Consider the following 11,449-nt stretch of genomic DNA (forward strand, 5'->3'; position numbering starts at 1 on the left):
TGCTGGCTGCCCTCGCCGACGAGGGCCTCCCTGATACACCAAGTGCACTCTGACGCCCCCGCACCGCGTGACAGCAACCACTCAGCGAGTGGACGCGCGCTTCGGCTCGCGTCAGACGATGCTTCGTACCATCGGCGTCGTCGCTTCTTCGGGCGGCGTGAGCTGCGCGTTGGCTACCTGGTATCACACGTCTGGCGGACCTTCGTGACGATGCGGCCGACCCAGTCCGCCACATGCAAACGTAGCGTCTGGAGACGTGGGTTTCTCGATCAAGCTTGCGCCCGGGGTACGCATCAGAGCCTCGTCCCGGGGCGTCCGGACCAGCATCGGCCCACGGGCGGCCCGCGTACATTTCGGTGCCGGCCGGACGAGTGTGTCGACCGGAGTCGGCCCATTCGGCTACTCCACCACCGTGGGCGGCGGCCGTCGAAGTGGCGGAGGTCGTCGCGGTGCGACATCGGCGCAGGCCGCCTACCAGCGGCAGCTGGCGACCCAGCAGCGGCAACTCGCGCAAGCGGAGAAGGAGGCGACGGCCCAGCGGCTCGCCGACGCCTTCCTACGGATTCTCGGCCTTCATCGGGTGGACTTTCCACCGGCGCAGCGGCCGGTGGCGCCCGAACCGGCAGCCCCGAACCGGGCCGAGGTCTATGCCCACTTCGAGAAGCACGCACTCGCGGGAATCGGGATCTTGAAGCGGGCCGAACGCGCGGCAGCCAAACAGCGAGCTGCCGCATCTGCCGATGCCGAGGTTCATCGACGGTGGCAGGAGCTGAAGGCCCAACAGGCGCAGTGGCAACGGGCACTCGACCACTACTGGGAGCTCCTCTGCCGCAACGATCCCGGCGCGGTTCTGCAGTCACTGGCCCAAGCGTTCGAGGACAACGAGGCAGCGTCCGCGGCAGTCGGCGTCGATGGTGCCGAGGTCTCTCTGGTCCTCCTCGTGCCACCGGCCTCACACGTGATTCCGGAGCAGATGCCGTCGCGGACCGCGGCGGGCAACGTGTCGCTGAAGAAGCTCGCGCAGGCCGCCAGGGCAGACTTCTACAAGCAATTCGTTAGCGGGCAGGTCCTAGTGACCTTGCGAGAGGCGTTCGCAGTTGCTCCTGGACTAGGTTCCGCCCGGGTCGTCGTCCTGCGCAACGACGGCCGCGATGTCTACGGACGTCCTGCCATGCCATGCATCGGTGCGTTCGGCATCACCCGCGAGGCACTGCGCGGGATTCGCTGGAACGACGCGGATGCGGTCGACATCCTCAATGCGGCGGCTCGGGAGAAGCTGGTGAACCAGCAAGGCCGAAGCAAGGAACTGGGCCCCGTCGACTTGAGTACCGAGCCGGAAATTGTCTCCCTCATCAAGGTCGTTGACCTGGAGGACCTCGCGTCGGAGCGGTAATCCAGCGAATGCCGACACGGTCACGTCGACTCGCCTCACGTCCGCTGTCGCCAGACGATCGCTACCGTTCGCGGGTCGAAGCCTGGTCCTCGCCCGGGTCACGGGCAGGATTCGGACCGCCTCGCCGCCGACAGCTGCCGTCCGTCCTCAAGGTGCCTGGTCACGCGCTTATCGGTGCCGAAGTCGTCCTCCGAGATCCGGGCGTACACCCGCGCCTCGCATCGGCATGTGTCACATGCCATCACCCAGCCGGTCGGCGAGCACTGCGGCCAATCGACGTTCGGCCAGGCCAATCACCCCATCCACGCCACGACGATGCGCGACTTCCGCATTCTGAGCACGCTTCTTCCGCATTTGCAGGCATGTTCGTTCCGCATCTACCGCACTCGACGTCGAGCGGCGCCGCCGTCGCGGTCGTTGCCGGCTACAACCCTGCGGTGAACCCGAACCGCAATGGGTGGTCGACGGTTTCACCCACGGCGTCCGCCCCATCGGGCAATCCGGCACGGGAGATCCTGGAATCCGAATCCGGAACCGCTCAGATCTCGACCGCGCGAGCGACCTGCCGCTGCGGAGCTATCGAGCGAGCCGACGACGGTCGTCCTGCAGGTATACCGCGCGGTAGACTGGACAGTATGAGCACCACCACGATCAAGGTTGACTCGACAGTCCGGGACCGGCTGGCCGTTCTGGCGCGGGACCGTGGTACCACCATGGGTGCCCTGCTCGCCGAGGCGACGGAAACCCTCGAACGGCAGGCTTTCTTCGCGCGTGCGCAGGAACAGCTTGAACGGCTCCGCCAGGATGACCCAAACGCCTGGGCGTCGGACCGGGCTGAGTCACAATCGTGGCAAGCGGGCACAGATCGGGACACGCTGACCGCCGACGACGAAGCCGGCTGGTGGGAGTGAGCAACGTCCGCACCGGCGACATCTGGCTTGCCGAACTCGATCCCACGGTCGGCCGCGAGCAAGGCGGCCGTCGGCCGGTCGTCGTGGTGTCGTCGAACGGGCTGCACGCGCTGCCGATCAACATGGTGATCGTGGTTCCGCTCACCAGCCACGATCGCGGCCTGGTGACCCAACCACGAATCAGCGGCAGCAACTCGGGCCTTCGCCAAGCGAGTTTCGCCCGCCCCGAGGACATGCGAGCCATCGACGTCAGCCGTCTCCAGCGCCGGCTGGGCCAGGTCAGCGACGACGATCTAGCCGAGATCCGCAAGGTGATGCGGTACTTTCTCGAGCTTTGAGCGGTTATTGCCCGCTCAGACCCGCCACCGCTCCCCGGCGGCATCGGCAACACCCACGGCAGCAAGGCCAACTTCGACTCACTGTTCCACGACGTGACCACGAAGCTCTTCGACCGCCTGCCGGACGAGGTCACCCGGCCACGGCAAGAACTCCACCCTCGGCGCCGAGCGCCCGTCCCTGCAGGAATGGCGCGCCCGCGGCTGGTAGCGCCGCCGAGCACGCCCAACTTGACTCACGTTCAGTGACACATGTTTCGCGGGAAGTGAGCGTCCGTCGATAAGCTCCTGGGACTGCTTGGAGGAACTGATGACCACCACGAGCCACCGGTATCAGAGCGACTTCGCCCGCAGATACTTCAGCGAAGGTGAGGCCAGCGGCGAGGCCAGGGGCGAGGCACGGGCGTTGCTCACCATCCTCGACGCCCGCGGCGTCGAGATCCCCGACGAGATCCGGGCCAACATCGCCAACAGCACCGACCTCGACCAACTCAGCGTCTGGATCCGCCGGGCCGCCACCGCATACAAGATCCAAGACCTGGACGACCCCGGTCACGAGTGAAGCACCCGCCGCAAGGGCTGCCGCCTGCCGAGGACCCTCACCGGTCCCCGGCCGCGTCGGCAACACCCGCGGCAACAAGACCGACTTCAACTCCCTGCTCCACGACGTGACCACGGAGCTCTTCGACCGCCTGCCGGACGAGGTCACCTTCTACCCCGGTCACGACAAGAACTCCACCAGTCGGCTACCGGCGGAGCTTGCGACGTACCATCCCCGCCACCTGGCCCACCTCGCGCACGCGCAGCAGCGTGGCGGCCGCCAGGTAGGTCACGACGACCGTGGTGCCTCCGGCCAGCAGCTGCAGGAACGCCTGGCCGCGCCCGGCCGGGGCGCCCGCGCCCGGCATCAGGTGCACCACCAGCAGGCCGAGCACGGCCGCGACCGCCGCGGCGGCGAGCACCTTGCTCAGGGCGACGGTGACCGAGCCGAGGTCGAGCCGGCCGATCCGGCGGCGCAGCACGGCCAGCGAGATCAGCGCGGAGACCAGGTACGACAGGGCGTTGCCGACCGTCATCCCGGCCGCCAAGAGCGACTTGTCGAGCACCGCGGCCAGCACGACGTAGGCGCCGATCCGCACCGCCACGACCGGCAGGTTGATCAGCGCGGCCGTCTTGTTGCCCTGCAGCGAGTAGAACGTGTACGTGCACAGGTAGCTGATCGACAGTGGCAGCACCGCGAACGCGGCGACGACCAGCACCGTCCCGGTGGCCAGGGCGGCGTCGTTGCCGAAGGCTCCGCCCTGGAAGAGCATGACCGAGATCGGGGTGCCGAGCACGCCGTAGATCACCGCGATCGGGGCGAGCGCCGCGGAGGTGAGCCGGATGCCACGGCTCAGGTCCGCGCTCACCTCGGCATACCGGCCCTCGGCGGCGGCCGCGCTCATCTTCGGCAGCAGCGCGGTCATCACGGAGACGCCGATGATGCCGTGCGCCATCATGGTCAGCAGGAAGACGTTGTTGAACGCCAGCACGCTGGCGCTGTCGTTGCCGGCCGCCCGGCTCAGCAGGCGTACCACGACGAATACGGCTACCTGGTTCGCGCCCACGTAACACAGCATCCAGCCGGCCAGCCGGCCGATCTCGCCCATGCCCAGCGAGCGCGGATCCCAGCGCCACCGCCAGCTGAAGCCGACCTTGCGCAGCGCGGGCAGCAGGCCGAGCGCCTGCACCACCATGCCGAACAGCGTGCCCAGCCCGATCAGCGCGATACGCCCGCCGCTCATGTCCTCGGGCCGCAGGCCCTTGGTGGTGCCGAAGACGACGATGAAGACACCGCAGGTCGCGATGATCACGAGGTTGTTCAGGATCGGCGCCCACATCGGGGCCGCGAAGTGACCCCCGACGTTGAGGATCGCGCCGATCAGCGCCGACAGGCCGGTGAAGAAGATGGTCGGCAGGATCAGGTACGCGAAGTGCGTGACGAGATCGTGGTACCCCTTCGAGGTGCTGCCGCTCGACTGGGCCGCCGTGATCAGCGGCGCCGCCGCCACGACCAGCAGCGTCGCCACGCCGAGCGAGAGGACCGCGAAGGTCAGCAGCTTCCTGGTGTACTCCAGGCCGCCGTCCGGGTCCGCCTTGCGCCGCCGGACCAGCAGCGGAACGAGCACGCTGGAGAGGATGCCGCCGAGCAGCAACTCGTAGATCTGCCCCGGGAGGAACTGGGCGCTGGTGTACGCGTCGCCGATCCCGGCGCCCAGGGTCATGCCGATCAGCGCGTTGCGGGCGAACCCGATGATCCGGCTGACCAGGCTGCCGACCGCCATGATCGCGCTGTTGCCGGCCGTGCCGCCATCGCCGCCGGCGGCCGGGGTCACCGTCGTCGCGGACGGCTCCGGCTCCTGGCCCGGGAGCTGACTGTCGACCGCGATCAGGGTCACGCCGTCCTCGACCACCGGGGGCGGGCCATCCGATGCGGCGTGCGCGCTGCGGTACAGGCCGGAGCTCATCCGAGGCCCGTGGGAGACACTGCCACGCCTGAGCACGATAGGTCATCAACCCGGGGCGACGTCATGGTGACACCCGAAACGCCAACATCGGCACCGAGCGCCCGTCCCTGAAGGAATGGCGCGACCGGACCGGACGATAGATTGCCGGCCATGACCGGATCGACGAAGCCCGTGTACCTCCTGGACTTCCTGCCCGACGATTGGCGCGAGGCGGTCAGCCCGTACGTCGACCCCGGCGTCGTCGCGGCGCTGTCCTCGTTCGTGGTCGAGCAGTACCGGTCCGCCACGGTGTACCCGCGCAAGCAGGACATCTATGCCGCGTACAAGCTGTGCCCGCTGGCGGCCACCCGGGTCCTCATCCTCGGCCAGGACCCGTACATCCGGCCGGGGCAGGCCCACGGGCTGAGCTTCAGCGTGCCGCCGGGCGTCGCGGTCCCGCCGTCCCTGCGCAACGTGTACCAGGAGATGCGCGACGACCTGGCGGTGGAGCCGCCGCCGTCCGGCGACCTGACCGCGTGGTGCCGGCAGGGGGTGATGCTGCTCAACGCCGTGCTGACCGTCCGCGCCGGCACGCCGAACTCGCACAAGGGGCGCGGCTGGGAGAACATCACCGATGCCACGATCCGGGCGCTGAACGAGAAGGCGGACCGGGTCGTGTTCGTGCTGTGGGGGGCGGCCGCGAAGGCGAAGGCGCCGCTGGTGACGAACGACCGGCATGTCGTCCTGCGGGCCGGGCACCCCAGCCCGATGAACCCGGCCGGGTTTCTCGGCAGCCGGCCGTTCAGCCGGATCAACGCGGCGCTCGTGGCGGCCGGGACGCCACCGGTGCGCTGGTCACCGTCGATGCCGCGGCAGCTGACCCAGACCGCGGCGAACTGAGCGGCCGCGGCGCCGGGAGGCGGCCCGTCCCGTCAGTGCTTGCCGACCAGATGGCGATCGATCTTCGCCCGTAGCTGGCCGGCCGCCGGGCTGGCGAGGTCCTCGTAGATGGCGAGCGCCGCCCGCCACGCGGCGTGGGCAGCCGGCCCGTCGCCGGCGTCGGCCAGGGCGTCGCCGAGCCGCTCGCCGATGGCCGCCTCGTTCGGGCCGTCGCCCAGGTCGTGGGTGAGGGCGACGGACCGGCGGTAGGAGGCGACCGCCTCGCCGAGGGCGCCCATCCGGTGCTGGGCGTAGGCCAGGGTGTCCAGCGTCGCCGCCTGGCCGTGCCGGTCGTCGAGCTTCTGCTGCAGGGCCAGGGCCTGGCGGCAGAACTCGACGGCGTCGGCCGGGCGGCCGAGCTCGACGCTGTACCAGGCGGCGGCGTTGAGCGCGTAGGCCACGCCCGGCTCGCGGCCCAGCGCCCGGTTGAGCTCCAGCGCCCGCTCGGTGTGCCGCAGCGCCGCCTCGTTGTGGCCCTGGCCCTCGTGCGTCTCGGCGAGGTTGAGATGGGTGGCGGCCTGCCCGTTGCGGTCCCCGATGGCCTCGAAGATCTCCAGGGCGGCGGCGAACGCGGCGTGCGCGTCGTCGGGGTGGTGCAGCATGATGTGCGCGCGGCCCAGGGTGCGGTGCAGGTGCGCCTCGCCGGCCCGGTCGCCGACCCGGTGCGCGGCGGCCAGCGCGACCCGCTGGGTGGTGACCCAGTCGTGGTTGCGGCCCTGCCGGTTGAAGAAGTTGGTCAGGGTCCAGGCCAGCTGCCAGGCGATGGTCTCGAACCCGGTCGCGGCGGCCGCGTGCACGGCGGCGATGAGCACCGGGTACTCCGCCGCCATCCACGCGCCGGCGGCGGCCTGGTCGGCCAGCGCGGTCGGCGCGACCCTCGCCGACGGTGGCGCCGGGTCGGGCATGCGCACCTGGTAGGGGTGCAGCAGGGTGGTCGCCGCGTCGGCCGTGTGCAGGTAGTACTCCAGCAGCCGGCGCAGCGCCGCGGTCCGCTCGGCCGCCGGGTCCTCCTCGGCGGCGAGTTCGGCCGCGTAGCGGCGCAGCAGGTCGTGCCCGGCGAAGCGGTCCAGGGCCGGCTCGGTCAGCAGGTGGGCCCGGACCAGCTCGACGAGCAGCGTGCGGGCCTGCCGGGGCGACTCGCCGAGCAGGCTCGCGACCGCGGCGACGCCGAGGTCCGGGCCCGGGTGCAGGCCGATGAGCCGGAAAAGGCGGGCCGCGGCCGGACTGAGGATGCGGTACGACGAGGAGAACACGGCCCGCACGTCGCCGCGGGTGTCGCCGACGTCGAACAGGTCGAGACCCTCGCGCAGCTCGGCGGCGAGCTCGGCGAGCGGCTGGTGCGGGCGCAGCGCGGCCCGGGCGGCCACGATGGCCAGCGCCAGGGGCAGCCCGGCGCAGGCGGTGACGATCTCGTCGACCGCGGTCGGCTCGGCGTCCAGGCGCGGGCGGCCGAGCCGACGGGCCAGCAGCTGGGTCGCTTCCTCGGGATGCAGGAGATCCAGCGGTACCGGATGAGCTCCCTCGACCGCCACCAGCCCCGCGAGGTGCGTCCGGCTCGTCACCAGCACCAGGCAGCCGGCGCCGCCCGGCAGCAGGGGGCGGACGTGGTCGGCGTCGCGGGCGTTGTCCAGCACGATGAGCATGCGCCGGCCGGACATGAGGCTGCGGAAGAGCGCGGTCTGCGCGGCCAGGTCGGCCGGCACCCGCCGCGGCGGCACGTCGAGGGCGTCGAGGAAGCCGCGCACCGCCTGGGCCGGGGTGATCACGGCGTCGGCGCCGTCGAAGCCGTGCAGGTCGATGTAGAGCTGCCCGTCGGGGAACCGGTCGGCGACCCGGTGCGCCCAGTGCACGGCGAGGCTGGTCTTGCCGACGCCCGCGGTGCCGACGATGGTGGCGATGACCACCGCCCGCGGCTGCCCGCCGGCCGGGCCCAGCAGGGCGTCGAGCCGGTCGATCGCGGCCGCGCGGCCGGCGAAGCTGTTGAGGTCGAGCGGGAGCTGGGCCGCGGCCGGGCGGCCCGGGGACGCCACCGGGACGGGCGGAGGGGGCGGCTGCTGCAGCAGCCGCACGTGCAGGTCGCGCAGCTCGGCGCCGGGCTCGGTGCCGAGCTCGTCGAGCAGGCGCTGGCGGATGCGCGCGTAGCGGTCCAGGGCCTCGGCCGGGTGCCCGGCCTCGTGCAGCGCCCGGATGAGCACGGTGGCCAGCGGCTCGGCGAACGGGTGCTCGGCGGCGAGCTCGGCCAGCGGGCCGATCAGCGGCTCGGCCAGGCCGAGGCGCAGCGCCGCCTGGGCCCAGGCCACGGCCGCGTCGAGGCGCTGCTGACGCCAGCCGTCGCGCTGGCGCTCGGCCCACCGGCCCGAGACGTCGGCGAGCGGGACGCCCTGCCAGAGGTCCAGGGCCTCGCGCAGGGCGGCGACCCGCTGCCCGTCGTCGGTGTGCGGGTTGCGCGAGCGCTCCACGAGGTCGCGGAAGCAGTGCAGGTCCACGGTGCGCGGGTCGACGTCGAGCACGTAGCCGCCGGAGCGGCGCACCAGCGGCGAGGCCTCGTCGCCGTCGCGCAGCGCGGCCCGCAGCCGGGCGACGTAGACGTAGAGGGCGTGCTTGACCCGCTCCGGCGGCTCGTCGGCCCAGACCCGGTCGACGAGGGTCTCCATCGGCACGAGGCGCCCGGCGTCGACGGCCAGCGCGGCCAGGACCGTGCGCTGCCGCGGCGCCCCGACGTCCAGGCGGCCGGTGGACGACCAGGCCTCGACCGGCCCCAGCAGCCGGACCTCCACCGCCACCCCCCGTCACGATGTATCGACGTTGCCGAGCCCACGTATCGACGCATCCTACGACAGTCGCCGGCCGGGTGTATCCGCGTTGACGAGCGGACGTATCGACGACGATTAGTTTGACTGTCGGCGGTCATCGATGGCCGCCGGACCCGAACATGGAAGGTGGAACACCATGCGTGCAGCCATTGCCAGGTTCAGCGACGCGGTGCTGAACGCCGTCGCGCCGCGGAAGGTCGCGGCCGCGAAGTACTGCATCGGCGGCTGCGAGAGCTTCCAGTCGTGCCCGGCGCCGATCGGCCAGACGGGCGCCTACAAGTTCAAGAAGTGCCTGACCGGCCAGGGCTGGGTCGAGCTCGGGTGCGTCGAGGTGAACTACTGCCCGTGACCTGAGCGCGCGGACGGGCCGTGGGATGCCTTCCCACGGCCCGTTTTTCACATGCGCCGCAGCACGACCCCGGCCACGCCCGCGGTGGAGAACAGGCCCACGAAGCGCGAGTCCACGCCCGCGGCCGGGTTGTCGCTGAGGACGACCAGCTTGCCGTCCGGCACGAGCGCGGGGGCGCCGGCGACGTAGGCCGGGACCGCGTCGCCAGGCACCGCGGCGACCCGCTTGAGCAGCAGGCCGAGCGGCTCGGCGCGCGGCACGAGGGCCCGCAGCTCGGCCGGTAGCTCCGGCCCTTCGAGGACGACGACCTGGCCGGGGCGGACCCGCTCGCCCGGCATCCGGCGCACCAGCACCCGGTCGCCGTCGAGGAATGTCGGCGTCATGCTCGGCCCTGTGACGTCGACGACGAGGTACCGGCGGCGCAGCACCACGAGCGTCAGGACCGCCCCGGCGGCCAGGGTCGCGGCGGCGGCGAGGGCGATCAGCACGTGGCGGCTCCGTAGGCGCGGGCCTGCAGGTGGAACAGGCGGGCGTACTCCCCGTCGAGGGCCAGCAGCGCCTCGTGCGGGCCGTCCTCGCAGACCCGGCCCCCGGCGAGCAGGACGATCCGGTCGGCGTCGCGGACCGCGCCGAGCCGGTGCGAGATGAGGATGCTGGTGCGGCCGGCGCGGTACTCCCGCAGCCGCTGGTGGATCTCGTGCTCCGCGTCGGGGTCCAGCCCGGACGAGGGCTCGTCGAGGATGAGCAGGTCACGCCCCTCGCGCAGGAACGCCCGGGCCAGCGCGACCCGCTGCCACTGCCCGCCGGAGAGGTTGACGCCGTCCTCGGCGTCGCCGTCGTCCTGGGTGAACACGCGCGAGAGCATCGTGTCGTAGCCGCGCGGCAGGGCGGCCAGCTTGTTGTGCGCCCCGGCGCGCCCGGCCGCGGCGGTGATCCCCGGGCGGTCGGCCAGCCGGCCCGGGTCGGCGATGCCAATGTTGTCGGCCGCGGTGAAGTCGTAGCACATGAAGTCCTGGAAGGTGGCGGCCAGCCGGGCCCGCAACGCCTCTACCGGCACGTCGCGCAGGTCGACGCCGTCCCAGCTGATCGCGCCGCGGGTCGGGTCGTAGAAGCGGCACAGCAGCTTCACCAGCGTGCTCTTGCCGGCGCCGTTCGGCCCGACCAGCGCGATCGTGTGCCCGGCCGGGATGAACAGGTCGACGCCGGCGAGGATCCACGGCTGGTCCTCGGCGTAGCGGAACCACACGTCGCGCAGCTCGATGCCGTGCCGCAGCGCCGGCAGCTCACCGGCCGGGGACGGCGCGGCGGCCAGGTCGGGCGGGGTGGCTAGCACGGCGCGGTAGTGCCCCCACATGAGCAGCTGGTGGTGGACCTGGGCGGCGGCCATCGCCACCCCGGCGAGCGCGCCCTGCACCCCGGCCAGGGCGGCGAGGGCCAGCGAGACGTCGCCGACGGAGATTGACCCGGCCCCGGCCAGGCCGATCGCGATCACCACGCCCACCGCGTTGACCACGGTGCCCAGCAGCGTCAGCCCGCCGTGGGTGGCCAGGATGCGCCGGTCCAGGCCGCGGTTGGCGGCGTCGGTGCGGGCCCGCGAGCCGAGCATGCGGCGGCGCAGCTCGTCGCCGGCGCCGAAGAGGCGGACCTCCTTGGCCGCGCGGACGTCGGCGAGGAGGCCGCCGTAGAAGTACTCCCGCCGCTCGTGCGGGCCGAGGTCCCAGATCATCCCCGCCCGGCGCCGGGACAGCCCGAGCTCCGCGCCGAGGGCCGGCAGCGCGGCGAGCGCCACCAGCGCGGCCAGGCGCCAGTCGAGCGCGGCGGTGGTGGCCAGGAACCCGGCCGCGGCGACCAGCCCGCGCAGCGTGTCCAGGCCGGTGGTGACCACGCTGCCGGGGGCGACCCGGGCCGCGTTGTGGGCGATCTGCAGCCGGTTGAGGAAGGCCGGGTCCTCGAAGTGGGCCAGCCCGGCCAGCCCGTTGACCGCGGCGAAGAGCTCGTCGGCGGCCCGGCGGGCGGTGCGCCGCTGCAGCTCGGCGATGACGTAGCTGTTCAACGGGGGCAGGAACGCGGTGACCGCGCCCGCACCGGCCAGCCCCAGGGCGAGCAGGACCAGCGTCGCCGGCCGGTGGCCCGCGCCGACCAGGGTATCCAGGACCGACTTGAGCAGGCGGGCGGCGGCGACCGGGGCCAGCCCGCCGGCGAGCGCCAGGCCCGCCACCGCCG

At 72.3% G+C, this 11,449-nt stretch carries 11 protein-coding genes and 1 pseudogene; 7 read left to right on the forward strand and 5 right to left on the reverse strand.

What is annotated here, in order from left to right:
* Positions 1–256 precede the first annotated feature (256 nt).
* Positions 257–1,393, forward strand: coding sequence for a DUF4236 domain-containing protein (locus tag AB0M46_RS15045; RefSeq protein ID WP_363336166.1), 1,137 nt, complete (start codon positions 257–259; stop codon positions 1,391–1,393).
* Between the two features lie 231 nt (positions 1,394–1,624).
* On the opposite strand, the gene AB0M46_RS15050 is transcribed toward AB0M46_RS15045, so the two are convergent.
* On the reverse strand, positions 1,625–1,747 hold the full coding sequence (locus AB0M46_RS15050; RefSeq protein WP_363336168.1) for a hypothetical protein: 123 nt from the start codon (positions 1,745–1,747) through the stop codon (positions 1,625–1,627).
* A 281-nt stretch (positions 1,748–2,028) separates the two neighbouring features.
* On the opposite strand from AB0M46_RS15050, the gene AB0M46_RS15055 reads away from it, so the two are divergent.
* From AB0M46_RS15055 to AB0M46_RS15070, 4 genes and pseudogenes are all read left to right on the forward strand, one after another.
* Positions 2,029–2,304 carry a hypothetical protein gene (locus AB0M46_RS15055; protein ID WP_363336170.1) on the forward strand — a complete coding sequence of 92 codons (276 nt, stop codon included), beginning with the start codon at positions 2,029–2,031 and terminating at the stop codon, positions 2,302–2,304.
* Positions 2,301–2,642 (forward strand): type II toxin-antitoxin system PemK/MazF family toxin, encoded by a 342-nt coding sequence (locus AB0M46_RS15060; RefSeq protein ID WP_363336172.1) that lies wholly within the window; start codon positions 2,301–2,303, stop codon positions 2,640–2,642. The genes AB0M46_RS15055 and AB0M46_RS15060 overlap by 4 nt, the downstream gene beginning before the upstream one ends.
* A 90-nt stretch (positions 2,643–2,732) precedes the next feature.
* A pseudogene (locus AB0M46_RS15065) lies at positions 2,733–2,850 on the forward strand (MBL fold metallo-hydrolase); the annotation flags it as partial.
* Between the two features lie 99 nt (positions 2,851–2,949).
* Positions 2,950–3,201 carry a hypothetical protein gene (locus tag AB0M46_RS15070; RefSeq protein WP_363336174.1) on the forward strand — a complete coding sequence of 84 codons (252 nt, stop codon included), beginning with the start codon at positions 2,950–2,952 and terminating at the stop codon, positions 3,199–3,201.
* A 184-nt stretch (positions 3,202–3,385) separates the two neighbouring features.
* Here the strand turns inward: AB0M46_RS15070 and murJ are convergent, their stop codons facing one another.
* Entirely contained in the window at positions 3,386–5,146 is a 1,761-nt protein-coding gene (gene murJ / locus AB0M46_RS15075) for a murein biosynthesis integral membrane protein MurJ (protein WP_363336176.1), read from the reverse strand.
* A 150-nt stretch (positions 5,147–5,296) separates the two neighbouring features.
* On the opposite strand from murJ, the gene AB0M46_RS15080 reads away from it, so the two are divergent.
* Positions 5,297–6,025, forward strand: coding sequence for a uracil-DNA glycosylase (locus tag AB0M46_RS15080; protein ID WP_363336178.1), 729 nt, complete (start codon positions 5,297–5,299; stop codon positions 6,023–6,025).
* A gap of 32 nt (positions 6,026–6,057) precedes the next feature.
* Here AB0M46_RS15080 and AB0M46_RS15085 read toward each other — a convergent pair whose 3' ends face one another.
* Positions 6,058–8,847, reverse strand: coding sequence for a BTAD domain-containing putative transcriptional regulator (locus tag AB0M46_RS15085; protein WP_363336180.1), 2,790 nt, complete (start codon positions 8,845–8,847; stop codon positions 6,058–6,060).
* Positions 8,848–9,013: 166 nt separating this feature from the next.
* On the opposite strand from AB0M46_RS15085, the gene AB0M46_RS15090 reads away from it, so the two are divergent.
* Positions 9,014–9,226, forward strand: a complete 213-nt coding sequence (locus tag AB0M46_RS15090) for a hypothetical protein (RefSeq protein ID WP_363336182.1) — start codon at positions 9,014–9,016, stop codon at positions 9,224–9,226.
* A gap of 47 nt (positions 9,227–9,273) precedes the next feature.
* Here the strand turns inward: AB0M46_RS15090 and AB0M46_RS15095 are convergent, their stop codons facing one another.
* Positions 9,274–9,684 carry a S26 family signal peptidase gene (locus AB0M46_RS15095; RefSeq protein WP_363336192.1) on the reverse strand — a complete coding sequence of 137 codons (411 nt, stop codon included), beginning with the start codon at positions 9,682–9,684 and terminating at the stop codon, positions 9,274–9,276.
* A gap of 23 nt (positions 9,685–9,707) precedes the next feature.
* Positions 9,708–11,449, reverse strand: a 1,742-nt coding sequence (locus AB0M46_RS15100) for an ABC transporter ATP-binding protein (protein ID WP_363336184.1), incomplete at its 5' end; no start/stop codon positions are given.

This window comes from Dactylosporangium sp. NPDC051485 (assembly GCF_040682015.1).
GTDB lineage: Bacteria > Actinomycetota > Actinomycetes > Mycobacteriales > Micromonosporaceae > Dactylosporangium.